General features: G+C 62.7%; 21 protein-coding genes and 1 riboswitch. Of the genes, 9 read left to right on the forward strand and 12 right to left on the reverse strand.

Annotated elements, in window-relative coordinates; translation table 11 throughout:
- The first annotated feature begins 17 nt into the window (after window positions 1–17).
- The gene (locus tag H582_RS0115510; RefSeq protein ID WP_228551649.1) at window positions 18–944 is read left to right on the forward strand and encodes an EamA family transporter; all 927 of its coding nucleotides are present in this window, start codon (window positions 18–20) and stop codon (window positions 942–944) included.
- Between the two features lie 9 nt (window positions 945–953).
- Here the strand turns inward: H582_RS0115510 and H582_RS0115515 are convergent, their stop codons facing one another.
- Together H582_RS0115515 and H582_RS0115520 are read right to left on the reverse strand one after the other, a co-directional pair.
- Window positions 954–1775, reverse strand: a complete 822-nt coding sequence (locus tag H582_RS0115515) for a DUF695 domain-containing protein (RefSeq protein ID WP_028599259.1) — start codon at window positions 1773–1775, stop codon at window positions 954–956.
- A gap of 265 nt (window positions 1776–2040) precedes the next feature.
- Window positions 2041–2436: a DoxX family protein gene (locus H582_RS0115520; RefSeq protein ID WP_028599260.1), complete on the reverse strand. Its 396-nt coding sequence runs from the start codon at window positions 2434–2436 to the stop codon at window positions 2041–2043.
- 162 nt (window positions 2437–2598) lie between these two features.
- Between H582_RS0115520 and H582_RS0115525 the strand changes: the two genes are divergently transcribed.
- Together H582_RS0115525 and H582_RS0115530 are read left to right on the forward strand one after the other, a co-directional pair.
- A complete protein-coding gene (locus H582_RS0115525) occupies window positions 2599–2907 on the forward strand; it encodes a winged helix-turn-helix transcriptional regulator (RefSeq protein WP_028599261.1) in 309 nt (102 codons plus the stop codon).
- A gap of 173 nt (window positions 2908–3080) precedes the next feature.
- Entirely contained in the window at window positions 3081–4013 is a 933-nt protein-coding gene (locus H582_RS0115530) for a hypothetical protein (protein WP_028599262.1), read from the forward strand.
- Window positions 4014–5178: 1165 nt separating this feature from the next.
- On the opposite strand, the gene sdhB is transcribed toward H582_RS0115530, so the two are convergent.
- From sdhB to H582_RS0115545, 3 genes are read right to left on the reverse strand one after another with little or no spacing between them, the layout of a single operon-like run.
- Window positions 5179–5949, reverse strand: a complete 771-nt coding sequence (gene sdhB, locus H582_RS0115535) for a succinate dehydrogenase iron-sulfur subunit (protein WP_028599263.1) — start codon at window positions 5947–5949, stop codon at window positions 5179–5181.
- 18 nt (window positions 5950–5967) lie between these two features.
- Window positions 5968–7716, reverse strand: a complete 1749-nt coding sequence (gene sdhA, locus H582_RS0115540) for a succinate dehydrogenase flavoprotein subunit (RefSeq protein ID WP_028599264.1) — start codon at window positions 7714–7716, stop codon at window positions 5968–5970.
- A 27-nt stretch (window positions 7717–7743) separates the two neighbouring features.
- The gene (locus H582_RS0115545) at window positions 7744–8409 is read right to left on the reverse strand and encodes a succinate dehydrogenase cytochrome b558 subunit (RefSeq protein ID WP_028599265.1); all 666 of its coding nucleotides are present in this window, start codon (window positions 8407–8409) and stop codon (window positions 7744–7746) included.
- A 246-nt stretch (window positions 8410–8655) separates the two neighbouring features.
- Here H582_RS0115545 and H582_RS0115550 point away from each other — a divergent pair, with 246 nt between their 5' ends.
- Window positions 8656–9588, forward strand: coding sequence for a LysR family transcriptional regulator (locus H582_RS0115550; protein ID WP_028599266.1), 933 nt, complete (start codon window positions 8656–8658; stop codon window positions 9586–9588).
- A 40-nt stretch (window positions 9589–9628) separates the two neighbouring features.
- Here H582_RS0115550 and H582_RS0115555 read toward each other — a convergent pair whose 3' ends face one another.
- A complete protein-coding gene (locus H582_RS0115555) occupies window positions 9629–10306 on the reverse strand; it encodes a potassium channel family protein (protein ID WP_028599267.1) in 678 nt (225 codons plus the stop codon).
- Between the two features lie 21 nt (window positions 10307–10327).
- Entirely contained in the window at window positions 10328–11680 is a 1353-nt protein-coding gene (locus tag H582_RS0115560) for a TrkH family potassium uptake protein (RefSeq protein ID WP_052333321.1), read from the reverse strand.
- A 70-nt stretch (window positions 11681–11750) separates the two neighbouring features.
- Window positions 11751–11935, reverse strand: a riboswitch (cyclic di-AMP (ydaO/yuaA leader).
- 247 nt (window positions 11936–12182) lie between these two features.
- On the opposite strand from H582_RS0115560, the gene H582_RS30220 reads away from it, so the two are divergent.
- Window positions 12183–13805 carry a CPBP family intramembrane glutamic endopeptidase gene (locus H582_RS30220; protein WP_052333322.1) on the forward strand — a complete coding sequence of 541 codons (1623 nt, stop codon included), beginning with the start codon at window positions 12183–12185 and terminating at the stop codon, window positions 13803–13805.
- Window positions 13806–13883: 78 nt separating this feature from the next.
- Here H582_RS30220 and uvrC read toward each other — a convergent pair whose 3' ends face one another.
- The gene (gene uvrC / locus H582_RS27910) at window positions 13884–15809 is read right to left on the reverse strand and encodes an excinuclease ABC subunit UvrC (RefSeq protein WP_052333323.1); all 1926 of its coding nucleotides are present in this window, start codon (window positions 15807–15809) and stop codon (window positions 13884–13886) included.
- Window positions 15810–16091: 282 nt separating this feature from the next.
- Here uvrC and H582_RS32005 point away from each other — a divergent pair, with 282 nt between their 5' ends.
- The 3 genes from H582_RS32005 (at window position 16092) to H582_RS27915 (ending at window position 17999) form a co-directional block, all read left to right on the forward strand.
- Window positions 16092–16244 (forward strand): YqzM family protein, encoded by a 153-nt coding sequence (locus H582_RS32005; protein ID WP_101808037.1) that lies wholly within the window; start codon window positions 16092–16094, stop codon window positions 16242–16244.
- 142 nt (window positions 16245–16386) lie between these two features.
- Window positions 16387–16668, forward strand: coding sequence for an ArsR/SmtB family transcription factor (locus H582_RS0115580; protein WP_028599269.1), 282 nt, complete (start codon window positions 16387–16389; stop codon window positions 16666–16668).
- Between the two features lie 98 nt (window positions 16669–16766).
- Window positions 16767–17999, forward strand: a complete 1233-nt coding sequence (locus H582_RS27915) for an MFS transporter (RefSeq protein WP_052333324.1) — start codon at window positions 16767–16769, stop codon at window positions 17997–17999.
- Window positions 18000–18136: 137 nt separating this feature from the next.
- On the opposite strand, the gene H582_RS0115590 is transcribed toward H582_RS27915, so the two are convergent.
- From H582_RS0115590 to H582_RS0115605, 4 genes are read right to left on the reverse strand one after another with little or no spacing between them, the layout of a single operon-like run.
- Window positions 18137–18328 carry a YezD family protein gene (locus H582_RS0115590; RefSeq protein WP_028599270.1) on the reverse strand — a complete coding sequence of 64 codons (192 nt, stop codon included), beginning with the start codon at window positions 18326–18328 and terminating at the stop codon, window positions 18137–18139.
- Window positions 18329–18331: 3 nt separating this feature from the next.
- Window positions 18332–19222, reverse strand: coding sequence for a sulfate ABC transporter permease subunit CysW (gene cysW, locus H582_RS0115595; protein WP_028599271.1), 891 nt, complete (start codon window positions 19220–19222; stop codon window positions 18332–18334).
- 12 nt (window positions 19223–19234) lie between these two features.
- Window positions 19235–20068 carry a sulfate ABC transporter permease subunit CysT gene (cysT, locus tag H582_RS0115600; protein ID WP_028599272.1) on the reverse strand — a complete coding sequence of 278 codons (834 nt, stop codon included), beginning with the start codon at window positions 20066–20068 and terminating at the stop codon, window positions 19235–19237.
- 49 nt (window positions 20069–20117) lie between these two features.
- On the reverse strand, window positions 20118–21242 hold the full coding sequence (locus tag H582_RS0115605) for a sulfate ABC transporter substrate-binding protein (protein WP_028599273.1): 1125 nt from the start codon (window positions 21240–21242) through the stop codon (window positions 20118–20120).
- A 912-nt stretch (window positions 21243–22154) separates the two neighbouring features.
- Between H582_RS0115605 and H582_RS0115610 the strand changes: the two genes are divergently transcribed.
- The coding region (locus tag H582_RS0115610; RefSeq protein WP_028599274.1) for a transposase at window positions 22155–22344 on the forward strand (190 nt) is incomplete at its 3' end.

Consider the following 22344-nt stretch of genomic DNA (forward strand, 5'->3'; position numbering starts at 1 on the left):
GAAGGAGACGCCGCCTCATGCCCGCTGACATGCCTTGGCTGCTGACCGCGATCGGCAGCGCGCTCGTCTTCGGCCTCGCCGGCTGGTGGATGAAGGTGTCCCAAATGAAGGAAGGCGGACGGACGGCGCTGCTGCTCGGGCTGTACGCGACGGGCACGGCCGGCTTTGCCGCGCAGTGCCTGATGGACGGCGGCTGGAGCGCGCTCGGCGACGGGCGGCTGTGGCTCGCCGGCGGCATCGTCGGCGCCGGTTCGGCGTGGGGCAACGCGGTGTTCATGAAGGCGCTGGAGCACGGTCCGGCGAGCATCACCTCTCCGCTCACGAACCTCAACATCGTCCTCGTCGTGGCGCTGTCGGTCGGGCTGTACGGCGAGACGCTCGGCCTGGCCGAAGCGGCCGGCATCGCGCTACTGCTGGCGTCCGCCGTGCTGATCGCCATCCGTCCTGCGGAGAAGCTCCGCCTCTCCAGCCGCCTCTGGTACATCTACACCGGCGCCGCCGTGCTGCTGTTCACGTTCCGCAACGGGGGCCTCAAGGTGACCGGCGAAGCCGGCCTGCCCTCCTCGGCCGTCTTGTTCAGCGGCTATCTGCTGTCGCTGGCCTGGTTCGCCGCCGCCGCTTGGCGGGAGCGGCCCCGCCGGCCGGCCGCGGAAACGGTCGGCGCCTCTCCCTTGTCCGCTCCAAAGAAGCCGTCCGCGGCCGCATCGCCGTTCGGCATCGGCCTGCGCTTCGGCCTGCTCGCCGGACTGTTCTCCTATGGCGGGCTGCAGCTGTACGCTTGGGCGCTCGAGACTGGCCCCGCCAATCTTGCCGCACCGATCTTCGCGACAAACAGCCTTGTCGTCGCCGCCGGCTCCATCCTGCTGTACCGGGAACGGCTGACAAGGCTGCAATGGCTCGCCTTCGCCTGCCTCATGGCAGGGCTGATCGTCATCCGGCTGTAGCCGTCCGGCTCAGCCCTTGGTCCGGCCCGACAGCCGCTGGATGCCGAGCCGCTTCTTGGCCCATTGGCGCAGCCGGTACAGAGCCGGCTGCTTCATCACCGAGCCCCAGCCGTCGTACTTGCCGCCGCCTCCGCCGAGGACGCGGTACAGCTCGTCGACGCGGCCGTTCACCGTCTCCAGACGGACGTCCTCGAATCGGCTGATGACGAGCGGATACGGATAATCGGGCTCCGGCTCCCCGCTTTTCCCCTCCTCGATGCGATAGCCCATCCCTTCGAGCTTCATGCGCATCAGCTTGCGGTCGTCCGAATCCCGAAACAGCAGCCAGTGATAGACGTTGCGCGGCTGGCGGATGTCGTCCCCGCGGTTCAGCAGCGCATACACCATCTGCGCGTTATGGATGAACAGCTCCTCCAGCGCATCCGGCAGCATGAAGCGGTAAAATTCCCACTGCGGATCCGGCTTCGCATAATATTGCAGCCGGTAGTCCTGATGCCCGCGGATCATGTTCTCCAGCGGCTCCAGCCCGGCGTCCTCCGCGATGTAGTAGTAATACTCCAGCCTCTTCGGCGTATTGATCCGTCCGGCATAAAAAGCTTCCCCGCCCGCCAGAACGGCCTCTTCCAGGCGCTGCTCCAGCTTCTCCAGCTCGGCGATCATGGCCGCCTTCTTCTTTTGGCGGCTGCGCACCGAGTACAGGTTGATCGTGATGGAGAGCAGCCGGTTCAGACCGGAGGGAGGCGTCTCTTTTTTCCAGGCGCAATTGACGAGGATCCTCATCTGCTCCTTGGACTCCGTCAAGCGTTCGAAAAATCCCCAATCATCCGGCATGGAGTCTCCTCCTCTCTGGTGGATCCGTTCCACTCATTATAACGAATGCTTGCCGCCATCTCATCTCTTTTTGCCGAGCATCTTACTCAAAAGACGAATCTTGGCCGCAAAAGTTGCGCAGCTCCTCTCATTTCCATCCCCGGGACGAGCCCGAATGCGCCGCATCGCCTGCCGTCCGGCCGCCCCTCCTGACGGCATCAACGAAAAAAAACATCCCCTCGTCGGCATCCTGACGAAGGGACGTTCTGTGCGTATGATCCGGCTATTATAGAAGCGCGTCGATGGAATAAGCGCCGGCTCCGGTGAAGCCGATCGCGAGCGCGGCCGCGATCAGCACGAGATTGTACTCGTAGCCGTTCGCTGTCGACCAGATGCCGTTCGCTCCGTGCACTTTCACGATCGCTACGAGCATCGTCAAGACGATGAGCGCGGCCGCCACCCATACCCACAGGCCGAGCGCGAGCAGCAGGCCGCCCAGCAGCTCCGCTCCTCCGGCCAGCACGGCCATCAGCGCTCCCGGCTTGGCTCCGAGCGACTCCAGCCAGCCGGCCGTGCCTTTGATGCCATAGCCTCCGAACCAGCCGAACAGCTTCTGCGCGCCGTGGCCGATGAACAGCAAGCCGACGACAATCCTCAAGATGAGCAACCCCGTATCCAACATTCCAACCCTCTCCTTTATCGGTTCTGGTCTTGCGATGGACTTATCTTATCCCCATAACTAACTAAAGTCAAGTAAATATATTTTCTTTATTTAGTGGACCGCAGTCACTTACATTTCCTTAGTCAATGTGATACAATAGCGGCAACAGAAGGAGTGATGCGAATGGACTACTCCACGATGTGTCCCAAGTATGAGGCGGCGATCGAGCTGCTCGGCAAGAAATGGACGGGCCTGATCATCCGCGTGCTGCTTGGAGGACCGAAGCGGTTCAAGGAAATCAAGGAGCAGATTCCGGAGATGAGCGACAAGATGCTGACCGACCGGATGAAGGAGCTCGAGACGAGCCAGATCGTTACCCGCAACGTGTATCCGGAGATGCCGGTTCGCATTGAATATGAGCTGACCGAAAAGGGACGGCATCTGAAGCCGGTCATCGAGTCCATTCAGGACTGGGGAGAAGATTGGCTCTAATCGCCGCCGCGCCGCCTGCAGGCGGCTTTTTTTCGTTCCGTTAGCAGCATATGAGCGCGCGGCCGGGATTAGGACCGCTCTTGACGGCCGAGCTTCCGCATCGATAGTGGAAACGCTTCTTCGCGGGCGATATACTAAAGAGGATATCTACAAGCGGACAGTGAGGGTGAGGCATGGACAACGAAAAGATCAAGCAGGCGTATGCGGAGCTCGGGCTGGAGCCAGGCGCCGCGAAGGAAGACGTGGAGAAGCGGTACGACCTGCTGCTCCGCCGCGCGCGCAGCAGCAGGTCGGGAGCGCAGCTGCAGGAGGGCCAGGTCGAGCTGGAGCGGATCAACGCCGCCTACCGGACCATCCAGGAGCGGGATCGCGCGGAATCGACCGAAGCGTACAACGAGCAGGCCTACGGCAAATATAAAGGCATGGCTCCCGCGATGCAGAAGATCGACCATTTCTTCAGCTATTATAAATTCCATCTGCTCGGAGCGATCGTGCTCATCGCCGCCGTCGTCTACGGCATCAACGCCTATCAGGACAAGAAGCGCGAGGAGGCCGAGCTGGCCAAGCTGCCTCCGGCCGCGATCGCCGTCTCGTTTTTCGGCCAGTTCATCGGCGCGGACGGCAGCAGCCCGATCGGCGGCGGCGTCGACCTGAAGACGGCCGAGGAGCAGATCGTGAAGCGGTTCCCCGATTGGAAGCGGGCGATCGTGCATCTGACCTTCGTCCCGGAAGAGCCGCAGTCGAGTCAGGATATGGCCATGGTCCAAAAAAGCCTCATCGACCTCATCTCGAACAAGGACGACGTCTATATTTTGGACAAGCTGAACTTCGAGAAGCTGGCGCGAGACGGCGCCCTGGTCGATCTCGCCCCTCACGCCGCCAAGCTCGGCCTCGATGCAGACGACAGCCGCGCCGTGCGCACCGTGACGACGGACGATCCGTCGACGGAGCAATGGTTCGGGGTCGACGTCTCCGACAGCCCGCTGATCAAAAGCATGGGCCTTGCCGGCAACACGTTCATCGCCACCATCCGCGCCGACACGCAAAAGCTCGACAACTCCTTGCAGCTGATCCAAGCCGCAGCGACGGATACAGCAGCTCCTTGATCTTGATGGCGAGCGGACAGACGATCCTTTGAAAAGACGGCCTATAGGCCGTTTTTTTTCGCCCGGAAGCGGACAGCGGTGCTGGAACCGTTGCCGCTTCTCCACGAGCCACGTCCGCTTCGCAGAGAGTCGCTCCGATCTCCATGCCCTCGAGGATTTCGGCGATCGCGCATTCTCCGCAACGCTCTAAAGCCTCTATAACGGGCTGAACCCCTGGGAAAATCGGGTTATAGCTGCTCGCAGGCTCGTCTTTCAGGCTCCAACCCGAATAAATCGGCTTACAGCGGCTCGGCAGCCCCTATTTCAAGCTGCAACCCGAATAATTCGGGTTACAGCGGCTGACCAACCCGTCTTTCAGGCTCCAACCCGAATAATTCGGCTTACAGCGGCTCGCCAGTCCTTCTTTCAGGCTCCAACCGCCACGCCTGCCTACCGGAGTTACTTGATTTGACCTCGCAACTCCGCCCGGTTCGGCTCCACTTGCCCGAGTTACTCGGTTTTTCCGCGCATCTCCGACCGTTTGGTCCTCCACTCGCCCGAGTTACTCGGTTTTTCCGCGCAACTCCGACCGGATGGTTGGCGTGCTGACTCGATGAGGGGCGCAAGCGCCTTGGTTCGCGCCAGCGGTTTGGTTTACACGCCCTATTCGAGGGGCGGGCCAGCAAGCCGCATGCGGCTTGCTGGCTGATCTGCGGCGGCCGATTCGTGCTGGCCGCTGAGAAGCGCTGCCGTCTCCCAGGTAAGCGGGAGACGCCCCCTCCCCCAAATAAAAAGGGGGAGCAGAGAAGACAGGGACAAGGCAAGCGGAGCGAGACGATGCCTTTCGGAGAAGCGGCAGCGGTCCTCTTGGAAGACGGATGGCCTCCGAATAGGAGGTCAAAAAATCAGGGCATCCGGCTTCCAGTGGAATCGGAGAAAGGCTCGGCTCGCGCAGCGGGCTTCTTGTCCACCGGAGTGGCTCGGATCGCGCAGCGGGCTTCTTGTCCCTAGTATGCTGCCGGCTGCCTGCCGAGAAAGGCTCGGCTCGCGCAGCGGGCTTCTTGTCCACCGGAGTAGCCCGGATCGCGCAGCCGACTTCCTGTCCCCTGAAGTCCCCTTTCCAAGCCAAAAAAGCCTCCCGAACCGCTCGCAAAGAGCAGTCCGGAAGGCTTTCCTATTGCCGAGCCTAGAAACTCAGCCAGTTCTTGAACAGCTGCGCCGTCGTGTCGCGGTTGATCGCGGCGATCGACGTCGTGAGCGGGATGCCCTTCGGGCAGGAGCGGACGCAGTTCTGCGAGTTGCCGCAGCCCTCGATGCCGCCGTCTTCCATCAGCGTCTCCAGGCGCTCGGCCTTGTTCATCTCGCCCGTCGGATGGGCGTTGAACAGGCGTACCTGAGAGATCGCCGCCGGGCCGATGAAGCTCGAACGGTCGTTGACGTTCGGGCAGGCTTCGAGGCAGACGCCGCAGGTCATGCACTTGGACAGCTCATAGGCCCATTGGCGCTTCGTCTCGGCCATGCGCGGTCCGGGACCGAGGTCGTACGTGCCGTCGATCGGAATCCAGGCCTTGACGCGCTTGAGCGCGTTGAACATGCGCTCGCGGTTGATGACGAGGTCGCGCACGACCGGAAACGTGCTCATCGGAGCGACGCGCACCGGCTGCTCCAGCTTGTCGACGAGCGCGCTGCACGCCTGGCGCGGCTTGCCGTTGATGACCATCGAGCAGGCGCCGCAAACTTCCTCGAGACAGTTGGACTCCCAGACGACCGGAGTCGTCTTGGCGCCATCGGTCTTGACCGGGTTGCGCTGGATCTCCATCAGCGCGCTGATGACGTTCATGTTGGGACGGTACGGAAGCTCGAACTCCTCGGTATAAGGAGCCGCTTCCGGCGAGTCTTGGCGGGTGATGATGAATTTGACCGTCTTGCCCGCCTTGACCGGGGTTTCGGTTGCCATGGTCGTTCTCCCTCCTCGTTAGGACTTGTTGCTCGAGTAGTCGCGCTTGCGCGGCTTGATGAGCGAGGTGTCGACATCCTCGTACGAGATCTCCGGACCTTCCGTCGTCCACTTGGCGATCGTCGTCTTGAGGAACTGCTCGTCGTTGCGCTCCGGGAACTCCGGCTTGTAGTGCGCGCCGCGGCTCTCGTCGCGCAGCAGGGCGCCCTTGGTCATCGCCTCGGCCAGCTCCAGCATGTTCCACAGCTGGCGCGTGTAGGCGACGCCGGCGTTGTTCCAGCGCGCGGTATCGTTGATGTTGATGTTGGAATAGCGCTGCTTGAGCTCCTTGATCTTGTCGATCGTCTGCACGAGGCGGTCGTTGTAGCGGACGACGGTCATGTTGTTCGTCATCCACTCGCCGAGCTCCTTGCCGAGCACGTAGGCGTTCTCCGTGCCGCCGAGCTTCAGGATCGACTCGTAGTTGTCCGTGCGCAGCTTGACCTCGCGGTCGAAGATGGAGGACGGAGCGTCCTCGGCGGACTTCTTGAGCCCCTTGATGTATTCGACTGCCTTCGGTCCCGTCACCATGCCGCCGAAGATGGCCGACAGCAGCGAGTTCGCGCCGAGACGGTTGGCTCCGTGGTACTGGTAGTCGCATTCGCCGCAAGCGAACAGGCCCGGGATGTTGGTCATCTGGTTGTAGTCGACCCACAGTCCGCCCATCGAGTAGTGGACAGCCGGGAAGATCTTCATCGGCAGCTTGCGCGGATCGTCGCCGACGAACTTCTCGTAGATCTCGATGATGCCGCCGAGCTTGACGTCAAGCTCCTTGGGATCCTTGTGCGACAGGTCGAGGTAGACCATGTTCTCGCCGCCAATGCCGAGCTTCTCGTCCACGCAGACGGAGAAGATCTCGCGGGTGGCGATGTCGCGCGGCACGAGGTTGCCGTAGGCGGGATACTTTTCTTCGAGGAAGTACCACGGCTTGCCGTCCTTGTACGTCCAGATGCGTCCGCCCTCGCCGCGCGCCGACTCGGACATGAGGCGGTTCTTGTCGTCGCCCGGGATGGCCGTCGGGTGGATCTGGATCATCTCGCCGTTGGCGTAGCTGACGCCCTGCTGGTACACCGCGCTCGCCGCGGTGCCCGTATTGATGACCGAGTTGGTCGTCTTGCCGAAAATGATGCCGGGGCCGCCGGTCGCCAGGATGACCGCGTCCGCGCGGAAGGAGACGACCTCCATCGTGCGCAGGTCCTGGCCGGTGATGCCGCGGCAGACGCCGTCGTCGTCGAGCACCGCGCCCATGAACTCGAAATGCTCATGCTTGCTGACGAGGCCGGCGGCCTCCCAGCGGCGAACCTGCTCGTCCAGCGCGTACAGCAGCTGCTGGCCGGTCGTCGCGCCCGCGAACGCCGTGCGGTGGTATTGCGTGCCGCCGAAGCGGCGGAAGTCGAGCAGGCCCTCCGGCGTGCGGCTGAACATGACGCCCATGCGGTCCATCAGGTGGATGATGCCGGGAGCGGCCTCGCACATCGCCTTGACCGGAGGCTGGTTGGCGAGGAAGTCGCCGCCGTAGACCGTATCGTCGAAGTGCTCCCAAGGAGAGTCGCCTTCGCCCTTCGTATTGACGGCTCCGTTGATGCCGCCTTGCGCGCACACGGAGTGCGAGCGTTTTACGGGCACCAGGGAGAACAGGTTGACGTGGACGCCGGCTTCGGCCGCCTTGATCGTGGCCATGAGCCCGGCCAGTCCGCCGCCGACGACGATGATGTTGTTTTTAGCCATGTGAGTGGGTCCTCCTTCTCTATCGTGTTATCCGATCCAGGTCCGTACGGCCGCTGCCGTCTCCGCGAACTCGTCGCTGCGGAAGGCCGCGATCGAGAGCAGGAACAGAGCCGACACGATGACGAAGACGCCCATCCAGATGTAGGAGGAGATGCGCTGCGCGCGCGGGCCGACGGTGATGCCCCAGCTCACGAGGAAGGACCACATGCCGTTGGCGAAGTGGAAGACGGCGGCCAGGACGCCGATCGTGTACAGGACGACGCTGACCGGATTCGTGAAGATCTCATGCATCTGATGGCCGAGCTGTTCATGCGTCAGCTCGCCGATCAGCACCTGGTAGCGGGTCTGATAGACATGCCATACGATGAAGATGAACGTAATGACGCCCGACAGGCGCTGAAGCGTGAACGCCCAGTTGCGTCCGTATTGGAAGCGGGAGTTGTTCCAGTTCGACTGGTAGGCGACGTAAAGGCCGTATACCCCGTGGAAGATCAGCGGCAGGAAGATGCCGAAAATCTCCAGGAAGAAGATCAGCGGCAAGCCGTTGAGCATCTCGACGCTTTCGTTGAACCCTTCCGGGCCTCCCTCGAACGCCGAGTAGTTGGTGATGGCGTGATTCACGAGGAACAGGGCGAGCGGAACGACCCCGAGCAGCGAGTGGAGCTTGCGCGCCAAATAGGAATTTCCTTTCATAAATAATGCGTTCTCCTTTCCAGCCGTTTGAATGCGTAATCATCGTCAGGGACAAACCTTATCCATTTTACAGCCCGTTCTTGGGAGCGTCAACAATTCACGACAGCATCCGACTTCAGGACGGACACAGATTAGCCACAGTTCCCATCGTACCCTTTTTTCGCTTATAAAGATATTGTTTATTTTTTATACAATGTTATAACATAGGAGCATAAGCAAATCGGATCGCCGAAAGGATGGAACGCGATGCAGGAAGATCTTCAGCTGTTCGCCGTCATCGTCGAGCAGTCGAGCATGAACAAGGCGTCGGCGCTGCTCAACCTGTCGCAGCCCGCCCTCTCGCGCAAGATCGCCAAGCTCGAGGAGGAGCTCGGAGCGCCGCTGTTCCGCCGCGTCGGACGCCGCCTGGAGCTGACGCGCATCGGCGAGCTGACGTACGACTACGCCGTGCAGCTGCGCCAAATGCATCGGCAGTATCTGCTCACGCTGGCCGAGTTCAAGCAGACCCACCGCTTCACGCTGACGATCGGCGCCAGCCTGACGACGCTGCAGACGACGCTGCCCGACCTCATCCAGGCGCTGACCGCCAGCCATCCCGAGATCGACATCAAGGCCGTGACCGGCAAGACCCACGAGATCGTCTCGCTCGTCCGGGACCGGAAAATCGAGCTCGGCCTTGTGGCATCCGTCATCGACGATCCGCAGCTGCACTGCGTGAAGCTGTTCGACGACCATCTCGAGCTCGTGCTGCCGCGCGGGCGCATGCTGTCCGACAAGCTCGCGATCGGCGACCTGAACGGGCTGCCGATGATCCTGTTCTCCAAGGGAACCTGGTTCCGCACGCTTACCGACGAGCTGTTCGACAAGTTCCGCCTGCATCCCGACGTGCGCATGGAGATCGACTCCTTCGAGGCGATCCTGCGCCTGCTGCATACATGCGGAGCGGCGACGCTGCTGCCGCGATCGTACATCCGGCCGCAGATGGCGGAGGACAACGACCTCATGCTCGTGCCGCTGCCGGAGCTGAAAAAGACTCGGCGCACGACCTCGCTCATCCACGGCGATCCGTCGCTGCTCGAGCCTGTCGTCCGCCAATGGATCGCGGAAGCGGCGGCCGGCTACGCGGCGCGTTCAGGCTTGCCGCTGAGCGCCCGCAGCGGCCTGCCGGGCCAGCCGTAGCCGCTTGCCGGCTCGGTCCGCCGCAGCCGGATGCCCTCAGTCAGCGCTCGCTGACCATGTTCTCGAAGTCCTCGATCCCCTCGTTCGTGCCGATGACGACCATGACGTCGCGCTCGGCCAGCACCTGCTCGGCCTTGGGCGCGATGATGATGCCTTGCGGCTTGTTGACGGCTACGATGCTGCAGCCGAACCGCTTGCGCGGATCGATGTCGGCGAGCGTCTTGCCCGCCAAGCAGCGCGGCACGGACAGCTCCGCCACGGAGTAATCGGAGCTCAGCTCGATGTAGTCGAGCAGGTTCGGCGAGACGAGCTGATGGGCGACGCGGATGCCCATATCGCGCTCGGGATAGATGACCCGATCGGCGCCGAGCTTCTCCAGCACGCGCCCGTGCAGCTCGCTGACCGCCTTGACGACGACCTTTTTGACCCCGGCGTCCTTGACGAGGATCGCCGTCATGATGCTGGCCTGGATATCCCCGCCGATGGCGACGATGCAGCAGTCGAAATTGCGGATGCCGAGCGCGCGCAGAGCCTCCTCGTCCGTCGAGTCCGCGCAGGCGGTATGCGTGAGCGTGCCGCTCAGATCGTCGACGAGCTCCTCGCTGCGGTCGATGCCGAGCACCTCATGGCCGAGCTGCACGAGCTCCTTGCCGAGGCTGGATCCGAAACGGCCCAGTCCGATGACGCAGAATTGACTTCCTTTGGCTCCCTTACCCATTGTCTCTCTTTCTTTCCTTTCCTATCCGATGATGATCTTGCCTTCCGGATGCTTGTAATATTCCTTGCTGGCCTTGGGCCGGAGAGCGTACGCCATCGTCAGCGGGCCGAGCCTGCCGGCGAACATGACGAAGCTGATCACGAGCTTGCTGACATCCTGCAGCCCCGGCGTAATGCCGGTGCTCAGCCCGACCGTGCCGAACGCCGACACCGTCTCGAACAGGATGCGCAGGAAGTCGCGGTCCTCGAGCGTGCAGAGCACCATCGTCGAGGCGAGCACGATGGCGATCGACAGCATCGTGATCGTCAGCGCCTTGAGGATGCGCTCCTTGGCGAGCCGGTAGCGGAACAGCACGATGTCCTCCTTGCCCCGGAGCATCGCCCACATCGCCGCCGCGAGCGTCATGAACGTCGTCGTCTTGATGCCGCCGCCGGTCGAGCCGGGCGACGCTCCGATGAACATGAGGAGGATCATGAAGAACAGGCTCGCCTGGGTCAGCGCTCCGATGTCCACCGAGTTCGGTCCGGCGGTGCGCGTCGCGACCGATTGGAACAGCGACGCGAGCAGCTTGCCGCCGAGGTCGAGCGGTCCCATCGTGCCGGCATTCCCGTATTCGAACAGGAAGATGACGGCCGTCCCGAGCGCCACCAGGCCGCCGCTTGTCAGCAGCACGACCTTGGAGTGCAGCGTCAGCCGCCGATGCCTGCGGAAGTCGACCAGATCGGACAGGACGATGAAGCCGAGGCCGCCGAGGATGACGAGCGAGACGGTGACGAGATTGACGAGCGGATCCGCGACATAGGCGGTCATGCTGCTGTAGTTGCCCATGATGTCGAAGCCGGCGTTGTTGAACATGGACACCGCATGGAAGATGCCGTAATAGACGGCCTGCCCGGGCGGCATGTCGGACAGGAAGCGCAGCGCATACAGCAGCGCGCCGCAGCCCTCGATGACGAGCGAGTACAAAAGGACGCGGCGGATCAGCCGTACGATGCCCTCCATCGAGCCTTGGTTCATCGCCTCCTGCAGCAGCAGCCGCTCCTTGAGCGAGATGCGCTTGCGCAGCACGAGCGCGAACAGCGTCGCCATCGTCATGAAGCCGAGTCCGCCGATCTGGATCATCACCAGGATGATGAGCTGGCCCGCCAGCGAATAATGCGTTCCGGTGTCGACGACGACGAGGCCCGTGACGCAGGTAGCGGATGTCGCCGTGAACAGCGCGTCGATCCAGCGCGTCCTCAGGCCGTCCGCGGTCGCGAACGGCTGCATCAGCAGCAGCGAGCCGAGCGCGATGATGAAAGCGAAGCCGGCGATCAGAATCCTCGGCGGGGAAGGGATGAGCAGCTGCCTCAGCTGCAGCCTCCAAGCGGTCATAGGCGGCCATTCTCCTTTTTTTGCACACGACAAATAGGCACCGGAAACACCCGGTGCCCAGCGCCTGTGTGAGTCCTGTCATGGAAGCCTCCGAGGTTAGCTGACGGATTCGGGCGTGACGGCCGCCCTATCCCCCCGGAAAAGTTCCGAGCGGAATTCACCCCTGCGGATCGGCTGTCCGGCTCCACGAGCCGCCGTCCGCGCTGGTTCCCCCGTTCCCGGCGCTTGTCGTCCGGAATTCGGCAGTTTAAAGTTCTATAGGATCGGATTTGATTATATAGGATAAAGGACAGGTTACCAAATGCGTCCGCAGGCGTTGGCGGCCGATTTGCTTCGTTTTTGGAGGCTGGCGGACATTGCGGAGGATGCTAGCCCCTCCGCGCTCGCTCTTTTGCCCGCTGGCTCGTCCGCGCGGCCGGGCGGCATGGATAAAAGGAAAGCCGCTGTGGTAAGGTTAAACCATGGATCCAACCAGGCAGCGCCATCAGCAAGGAGGACTTCGATGAATTCATCCCATCTTGACCAGGCTTTTCGAAGATACGTTTGGTGTGGCGCAATCGGAGCCGCTTTATTCCTGCTGCTGCAGGTCATCCCCTCGGCAGCCGGAGTCGGCGCGGAGAGCGAGCCGGTCCACCCGGTCAGCCGCGGGCAGGCGATGGCGGCTGCGGCCGACTTTGCCCAGAAGCAGCTGCGCGCGCTGCCCCAGAACGCCCACGCGGTCCATCAGGCCGACAGGCTGATGGCGGGCTATGTGGCGAAGGAGAAGCTGGGCAAGACGCTGGACAGCAGCGCCGGACTCAAGGTGCCCGTCGATGTCTGGCAGGTGACGCAGAACTTCGACGACGGCCGGCGGCTGCTCGTCGAGATCGGCATGACGAGCGGCAAGCTCGTCGGCTGGAAGCAGGTGCTCGGTCCGACCGGAGGCGACGGAGGAAGCTCCGCGCTGGAGGGCGAGGCGCTGGACCGGACGGTCCAGCGACAGGCCGACGAGCTCGGACTCGGCCAGCTGCGACGCTCGGGCCCGGCCAAAGAGGGCTCCGTCCGCTACGAGGCGGCGGCGATCACCGTCGGCGAAGCGGGCCTGATCGTCCTCGCCGCCGGCGAGCGCCTGGAGGGCGAGATCAGGCTGACCCGCTTCCAGCCCGTCTACGAGGTCCCTGCCTCCTACGCCGCCTATACGATGGAGCAGGACCGGCTCGGCGAGCAATTGTCGCTGCTCGGCAATCTGCTGCCGTCCGGTATCATGACGCTGCTGGCCATCGTCTACGCCATCGTCATGAGGCGCTTCACGTCGTTCCGCCGGGGCTGGGCGCTGGCGCTGGTCTTCCTCGCCTTCTACACAATCAACAACTTCAATCTGCTGGACGGCTTGCGGGCGATCTACGGGGGCGAGGTCAACGCAGAGCTGGCGGCGATGGCCCAGCTCGTCTTCATGACGGCGCTCACCTTCGTCATGGCGGTCGGAGCGTACTTCTCGCTCGTGGCCGGAGACGGGCTGTGGCGAGCCCAGGGCCGGCCGCTCTGGACCGCCGGCTCGGAGCCCGGCTTCGGAGCCGAGGCGTGGAGCGCGATGAAGCTTTCCTACGCGTTCGCCTTCCTGCTGCTCGGCCTGCAGACGCTCATCCTCGGCGGTCTCTCGGCCGCCACAGGCGCCTGGGCGACGACGGACGTGACCCAGTCGCCGTACAACATGGCGGCGCTCTGGCTCATGCCGCTGCTCGCATGGTGCGCCGCCATCCAGGAGGAGGCGGTGTACCGGCTGTTCGGCATCGGCCTGCTGATGAAATGGATCAAAAATCCGTTCCTCGCCTCGCTCATCCCGACGGTGATCTGGGCGCTCGGCCATGTCACCTACCCGATCTATCCGTCGACGACGAGGCTCATCGAGCTGACGATCCTCGGCCTGCTGTTCTCGTACCTGTTCCTGAAATTCGGCTTCTTCACCGCCGTCTTCACCCATGCGGTCATGAACAGCGTGCTCATGTCGATGTCCCTGTTCATGACCGGCCGTCCGGCCGAGACGGTCGCCGGCGTCATCTACATCGTCGCGCCGATCGCCGTCGCGTGGCTGATGCGGCGGTACGGCCTGCAAAGGCGCGCGGCCGCCTATCCGCCGCCGGCCTGACGCGGCCGGCGCAGACGAAAAAGACGAAGCGGACTCCCTCCCGCTTCGTCTCTTTTTGCTGGCCGGCCGCCCTCGCCGCTACTCCTCGCGCAGCGCCTCGACGATGCGCTCTGCGAGCTTGTCGCCGATGCCGAGCGGACGGAAGTCCTCGGCCTTCGCCTCGCGGATCTTCTTGAGCGAGCCGAAATGCCGCAGCAGCTGCTTGCGCCGCTTCTCCCCGATGCCGGAAATCGAGTCGAGGCGCGACTCGGTCATCGACTTGCCGCGCTGCTCGCGGTGGAACGAGATCGCGAACCGGTGCACCTCGTCCTGGATGCGCTGCAGCAGGTAGAACTCCTGGCTGTCGCGCGGCAGCGTCACCGGCTCGGGCGGGTCGCCGACCATGAGCTGCGCCGTCTTGTGCTTGGCGTCCTTGACGAGACCGCATACCGGCACCTGCAGCCCGAGCTCGTTCTCGAGGATGTCGTTGGCCGCGCTGATCTGACCCCGCCCGCCGTCGACGACGATCAGATCCGGCAGCGGCAGCCCTTCCTTGAGCACCCGCTCGTAGCGCCTGCGGATGACCTCGCGCATCGTCTCGTAGTCGTCCGGCCCTTGCACCGTGCGCACCTTGTATTTGCGATACTCCTTCTTGTCCGGCTTGCCGTCGGTGAACACGACCATCGCGGATACCGGGTTCGTGCCCTGGATGTTGGAGTTGTCGAACGCCTCGATGCGGCGGATGTCGGTCATTCCCAAATAGGCCGCGAGGCCCGCCTGAGCCTTGACGCTGCGCTCCTCGTCGCGCTCGATCAGCTTGAACTTCTCGTCGAGCGTCACCTTGGCGTTGCCCTCGGCCATCGCTACGACCTCGCGCTTGCGGCCGCGCTGCGGCAAATGCACCTTCACCTTGAGCCAGCTCTGGAGCGAGGCCCTCACCTCGTCGGCGGCCGAGCCCGGGGCCGGGTCCGCGCCGTCCGATTCCGGCTCCGGCTCCGCGAGGCCGTCCGCTTCTGCCGCCGAGTCCGCGGCAGAAGCGGACGCAGCGAGACTTTCCCCGGCGTCCGCCTCGCCTTCCTTGACGGCCGCGGAGGCGCCTGGCAGCGGCAGCAGGATTTCTTTGGGCAACGCCGGGTTGTCGCTGTAATATTGGGTCACGAACGTCATGAAATCGTCATACGCCTCGCCGTAATACGGGAACGACGTCGTGCGCCGCTCGATCAGCTTGCCGCCGCGCATGTAGAGGATCTGCACGCACATCCAGCCCTTGTCGGTCGCATAGCCGAACACGTCGCGGTCGAGCGCATCGGACAGCGTGATCTTCTGCTTCTCCATGACGGCGTCGATCGCCTGGATCTGGTCGCGGTATTCCTTGGCCCGCTCGAACTCCATCGCCTCCGCCGCGGCCGCCATCTTGCGCTGCAGCTCCGCCTTGACCTCGTCCTGGCCGCCGTTCAGGAAGCGCGCGATCTCCTGCACCATCGCCTCGTACGTGCCCGGCTCGATGTCGTACTCGCATGGAGCGATGCATTGTCCGAGATGATAGTAGAGGCACACCTTGTCCGGCAAGGTGTTGCACTTGCGCAGTGGATACAGCCGGTCGAGCAGCTTTTTCGTCTGCTGCGCCGCATAGGCGTTCGGATAGGGGCCGAAATATTTCCCCTTGTCCTTGACGATCCGCCGCGTCACCTCGAGCTTCGGATGCTTCTCGCTCGTGATCTTGATGTACGGGAACGTCTTGTCGTCCTTGAGCAGGACGTTGTAGCGCGGGTGGTACTGCTTGATGAGGTTGCACTCGAGGATGAGCGCTTCCATGTTGCTTGCCGTCACGATATATTCGAAGTCCCGGATCTCCGAGACGAGACGCTGCGTCTTGCCGTTGTGGGTGCCGTTGAAATACGAGCGCACCCGGTTCTTCAGCACCTTCGCCTTGCCGACGTAGATGATGGTGCCTTCCCCGTTCTTCATCAGATAGCAGCCCGGCTGATCGGGCAGCAGGGCGAGCTTGCCCTTGATGTGGTCCATCGTCCAGAGGCCTCCTTTTCGCGGCGCATCCGCTGGATTGCCGTACCTTCTATTGTAGCACAGGGGGCTTCGGCGAGTCAGTCCCCGCCTGTCCGCAAGGGCTGGCGGCCGCTCGGCGGCAATCGCTTCCATCCGAGCCGGACAGGCAAAATTCGCCTTTACATAAGTTCCGGAGTCTGGGTATACTACTAGGAGAAGTTGTCACGTGAGGTGCTGGCCCCCGGCCATGGACTCCGCCGCGCCGGCGGCAGGACAGCGATATTGAAGCGAGGAGGACGCACTATGGAGAACGTCAACGTCAGAGACCCGCGCGAGCATGTGAACGAGGAACCGCGAGACGACCTGAAGGATCTCGTGTTCGGATTCGGCGGCATGATCGGCTTTATGACCGTCGCCTATATCATCATGGTGATTGTCAAATACATCATCGATTAACGTTCCGCTACCCCATCCAACTCAACCCTCCGGCCCTCGGCCAGGAGGGTATTCATTTTTTCAAGGTCCTTCTTGCGCCGGCGAGGCGTCTATGGTAGTTTATTTCTATCTTTATAGAACTATTGGGAAAGGCGGGGATGACATGGTCGAGGACAACGAGGACGTCAAGCAAGCCGTCAAGGTCTACAAAGCTCTCGGAGAACCGACCCGCATAAAAATCGCCATGCTGCTCACGGAAGAACAGAACCTCTGCTGCTCCGACATCAGCGGCAAGCTCGATTCTGTCGCCGGCTCCACGCTCTCCCACCACCTCAAGCAGCTGACGGAAAGCGGCTTGCTGAAGCAGCGCAAGGACGGAACGTACATTTATTACAGCGTCAACAAAGAGATCGCCCGCAAGTATGCTCCTTATTTGCTGGAGTAATTTTTCTTCACCTTTTATTTCGACATATATGGAAATATAACTTCATGGCTATTATTTCGATATTTTTAGAAATATAAACAAATAGGAGCTGGAGAAAAATGACGGCAAGCTGGAAATGGAAAATCTATATGCTGGCCATCGTCAGCTTTCTGGTCGGCACGTCGGAATACATTATCGCCGGAATCTTGGATCAGGTCGCCGCCGATATCGGAGTCTCGCTCGCCGCAGCCGGCCAGCTGATCACCGTCTACTCCCTGGCCTATGCCTTCGGAACTCCTTTCCTGCTGGCCGCCGCGGCCAAGGCCGACCGCAAAAAGCTCATGATCGTCTCCCTCGCCGTCTTCGCCGCCGGCAACTTCGCCGCGCTCGCGTTCACCGGCTACGGAGCCTTGATCGTCTCCCGCATCATTCTCGCTCTCAGCAGCGGCGTCTTCATCGTCACCGCGATGACGGTCGCCTCCAAGCTCGCCCCGCCTGACAAGCAGGGCCGCGCCATCGCGACGCTCGTCATGGGCTTCAGCATGTCGCTGATCATCGGCGTGCCGCTGGGCCGGCTCATCGCCTCCGCGTACGACTGGAATCTCGTGTTCGGAGCCATCGGCCTGCTCGGCCTGCTCGCGATCCTGCTCGTGATCTATGCGGTTCCGTCGACCGACGGAGAGAAGCCGGCTCCGCTAAGGGAGCAGCTGAAGCTGCTGGCGAATCCGAGGGTCGCCATCGGACTCCTGATCACGTTTTTCTGGATCGGCGGCTATTCCATCACATATACCTACATCTCTCCCTTCCTGCTGGACGTGACGGGAATGAGCGATCGAAGCGTGAGCATCGCCTTGTTCGCGCTCGGCATCGCCGCCCTGATCGGCTCCCAGCTCGGGGGCTTCGGCACGGACCGGTGGGGCTTCCCCCGCATGCTGGTCGGCGGCATGGTTCTCCACTCGATCTTCCTGCTGCTGCTGTTCCTGTTCGCCGACTCTGCCGCCATCGTCGTTCCGCTGCTCATGCTCTGGTCCATAGCGGCCTGGTCGTCGGGTCCGACCCAGCAGTATCATCTGCTCACGCTGGCGCCTGGAGCGGCCGGCATCATGCTGAGCCTCAACAGCTCCATGCTCCAGCTCGGCATGGCAGCCGGAGCCGGCCTCGGCGGATTGGCCGTAAAGAGCTCTTCGCTGGCGGCCACGAGCGGGATCGGTGCCGCAGCCGTCGCTGTCGCGACGCTGACCGCAGCCGCATCGTTCGGCTATCTCAGCCCGGCAGCCGCGAGGCGCCGAAAGGCGATCCTGCCTGGAGCCGGCATCGTCAGGAAGGAGATCGATCTGGAGGACGCCAAGTAACCATTCCGCAAATCAAGCTCCAGCATCGCCGTCCAGCGGGCGTAGCGCCTGCCGGACGGCCTCGTCGAGTCAAAAAAAGGACAGGAGCGGAAATCCGCTCCTGTCCTTTTTTGAGTCGACCCGCGCTGCCGTCGAAATCATCCTTGGGCAGAGGCGGCCGTTCCTTGCTGCCGTGCCGCGGCAGCTTCGAACCGCTTGCGCTCCGTCCGGTCGATCTGCACGATCCGCCCGTCATGCACGGTGATGAGCACCGAGCCGTATTCCAGACCGTTGACCTGATCTGCGATCCGATCGAGCCACGCTTCATCCAATTCCACCGGCTTCGCCATGATTCATCCCTCCAGATCTTGATTCCGCTGAGCGGTCTTCCATTCGACCAGGCTTTTCGCCCCGAGCGTCAGCAGCGCGAGCAGCATGAGCAGCGACGCCGCCGCGAACGATGCGGAAAACTGGTACTCATTGTATAAAATCTCGACATGCAGAGGCAGCGTGTTCGTCTCGCCCCGGATATGGCCGGAGACGACCGAGACGGCTCCGAACTCGCCCATCGCGCGGGCGTTGCAGAGCACGAGGCCGTACAGCAGGCCCCACTTGATGTTCGGCAAGGTGACGCTCCAGAAAATGCGGAAGCCCTTGGCGCCGAGCGTGGCCGCCGCCTCCTCCTCCTGAATGCCCTGAGCCTGCATGAGCGGGATCAGCTCTCTGGCGACGAACGGGAACGTGACGAACATCGTCGCCAGCACGATGCCCGGCGGAGCGAACACGACCTGCAGGCCGCGTTCGTCCAGCCACGGCCCCAGGTAGCCCTGGGCGCCGAACAGCAGCAGGAACATGAAGCCGGCGATGACCGGCGACACGGAGAACGGCAGATCGATGAGACTGAGCAGCAGACTCTTGCCGCGGAAGCTGAACTTGGCGATGAGCCAGGAGGCCGCGATGCCGAACACCGTGTTGAGCGGCACCGCGATCGCCGCGACGAGCAGCGTCAGCTTGAGCGCCGACACGGCGTCGGGGTCGATGAGCGCGCTCAGGTAGACTTCCCAGCCGCGCTTGAGCCCTTCGACGAACACGGTGATGAGCGGCAGCAGCACGATCAGCGTCAGGAACAGCACGGCGATGCCGATCAGCAGCCAGCGGACGGCGGCCGGCTCCGAAGTCGGACGGCCGATGTCGGCCGGAGCCGGCTTGCGGACGGAGCGGGAGGTGGCGATTCCGCCTGCCATGGGCGATCCCTCCTATTCCGCCAGGGCGCGCCGGCTGGCGCGCCACTGGATGTAGTTGATGACGAGCAGCATGGCGAAGGACATCACGAGCAGCACGACCGCGATCGCCGTCGCCTGCTCGAGCTCGAACGACTCCAGCTTGGTCATGATGAGCAGCGGCGCGATCTCGGTCTTCATCGGCATGTTGCCGGAGATGAAGACGACCGAGCCGTACTCGCCGATGCCGCGGGCGAAGGCGAGCGCGAAGCCGGTCAGCAGCGCCGGCGTCAGCTCCGGCAGCACGACGCGCAGCACCGTGCGCCAACGTCCCGCCCCGAGCATGACCGCCGCCTCCTCGATTTCCTTGTCGAGATCCTCAAGCACGGGCTGCACGGTCCGCACGATGAACGGCAGGCCGATGAAGATCAGGGCGATCGTAATGCCGAGCGGCGTGAAGGCGACCTTCAGGCCGAGCGGCTCGAGCCACTGGCCGATCCAGCCGTTCGGGGCGTAGATCGCCGTGAGCGCGACGCCGGCGACCGCCGTGGGCAGCGCGAACGGCAGGTCGACGAGGCTGTCGAGCAGCTTGCGCCCCGGAAACCGGTAGCGCACGAGCACCCAGGCGACGATCAGCCCGAACAGCAGGTTGACGAGAGCGGCGGCAAGCGAGGTGAGCAGGCTGATCCGGTAGGAAGCCATCACCCGCGGGGCGGTCACGGTCGTCCAGAACTCGCCCCAGCTCAAATCGGACGTCTTGAGGAAGATGCAGCCCAGCGGGATGAGGACGATGATGCCGAGATACAGCACCGTGATGCCCATCGTGAGGCCGAAGCCCGGCAGCACGCTGCGAGACCGGGAACCTTTCATGTGAAGTCAGCTCCTGTAACGGTAGGATAGCGCGGTCGGTCCGCTCAGCTTACTTGGAGCCCGGCGTGTAGATCTCGTCGAACGTGCCGCCGTCGGCGAAGTGCTTCTTCTGCGCTTCCGCCCAGCCGCCGAAGTCCTTGTCGATCTGCAGCAGCTCGAGGTCTTTGAACGTGTCCTTGTACTGGGCGGCGATATCCGGGTTGATCGGACGGTAGAAGTTGTCGGCGGCGATCTTCTGGCCTTCGTCGGTGTAGAGATACTTCAGGTACTCTTCCGCCACCTCGCGCGTGCCCTTGCTGTCGACGACCTTGTCGACGACCGCGACCGGAGGCTCCGCCAGGATGCTGAGCGAAGGATAGACGATCTCGAACTTGTCGCCGAGCTCCTTTTGGGACAGGAACGCCTCGTTCTCCCATGCCAGGAGCACGTCGCCGATGCCCCGCTCGGTGAACGTCGTCGTCGAGCCGCGGGCTCCGGAATCGAGCACCGGCACGTTCTGGAACAGCTTCTTGATGAATTCCTTCGTCTTGGCCTCGTCGCCGCCGTCCTGCTTTTGCGCGTAGCCCCATGCCGCCAGGTAGTTCCAGCGGGCGCCGCCGGACGTTTTCGGGTTCGGCGTGATGACCTGAACGCCGTCCTTCACGAGATCGCTCCAGTCCTTGATTCCTTTCGGATTGCCCTTGCGGACGAGGAAGACGATCGTCGACGTGTACGGCGCGCTGTTGTCCTCGAACTTGCCCTTCCAGTCCTTGTTCAGCAGGCCTTTCTCGGCGATCGCGTCGATGTCGTAGCCGAGCGCCAGCGTCACGACGTCGGCCTTGAGGCCGCCGATGACCGACAGCGACTGCTTGCCGGAGCCGCCGTGCGACTGCTTCACGGTTACTTCCTGACCGGTTTTGTCTTTCCAGTACTTCGCGAACGCCGCGTTGAAGGACACATACAGCTCCCGCGTCGGATCGTAGGAGACGTTCAGCAGCTCGACCGGATCCTTCGGCGCCGGCGCTTCCGTCGCGCCGGCATTCGCAGCCGTATTTTCAGCCGGCGCGTTCGCGGCGCCGCCGCTTCCTGCCGAATTTGCAGCGTTGTTGCCGGACCCGCATGCGGTCAGACCGAGAGCGAGCGAAGCCGTGAGGAGCAGGACAGGCCACTTGGAGAGCGAGTTTCTTTTGGACATGATGGACACACCCCTTGGTTTTTTGGTCGATCCGCGCTCATGCCGGTGGTCCGGTAACAAGCCGTCAATTCCCAGTTGTTTAGTTGGTTTATGAAACGAATCATACCAGCCTATTCCTATCCGTGTCAACGGATTTTTCAACCGGATTTATGCAACGCATAAGGAGAGCTTATAAGGGATAACGCGGCGGGAAATTGAAACGAGGGCCCGGCTCTCGCTTCGGGGAGCGGGCATCGGAAACAGCGCCCGCTTTCGCGGAGCGTATATGAAATCGGCACCCGCTTCGCGGAGCGGGGACTGACATCGAGAGCGCCCGCTTCGCGGAGCAGCATTTGAAACCGGCACCCGCTTCGCGGAGCGGCATTTGAAACCGGCACCCGCTTCGCGGAGCGGGGACTCGTTCCGATCTCCCTGGAGCCCAGATTCCTTTGATTCAATTTTTTAAAAAGGAAGGAATCCGGCCTCCAAGGGAAACGCTGCCGCTTCTCCACAAGCCCCCGTCCGCTTCGCTTTCCGGTTTGGTTCGCTCTGCCGCTTCGCTCGGCCATCCGCAACCCAATGGCACGGCTGACAGTTCCCCCCGTCCGGCACCCATTCGAGCCGAGCTGCTCGGTTTTTCCGCGCAACTCCCCCGTCCGGCACCCGTTCGACCCGAGCTGCTCGGTTTTTCCGCGTAACTCCCCCCGTCCGGCACCCATTCGGGCCGAATTACTCGGTTTTTCCGCGCAACTCCCCCCGTCCGGCACCCATTCAAGCCGAGTTACGCGGTTTATCCGCGCAACTCCCCCGTCCGCGAGTTAAGTCCATATAATTGTGTAAAATGCTCCTGACCATAAAAAGGAAAGTCATGGCAGGGACTCTCGGTTAGAATGGAAGTTGTCGAGACCAACATTCCAAGGAGAGTGCCTACACATGACTCAATACCAGATTACCGTAGATCAGGACATTTTGCACCAGCTGTTTATCGGAACCGATCGGGACGCGGGAGTGGCCCGCTTGTTGGAGACGGTGCTGAATCAGGTGCTGACAGCCCAGGCGACAGATCAGCTGGCGGCGCAGACGTACGAGCGCACCAGCGAGCGCAAGGGCTACCGCAACGGCA

The sequence above is a fragment of the Paenibacillus pasadenensis DSM 19293 genome, from assembly GCF_000422485.1.
Classification (GTDB): Bacteria; Bacillota; Bacilli; order Paenibacillales; family Paenibacillaceae; genus Paenibacillus_O; species Paenibacillus_O pasadenensis.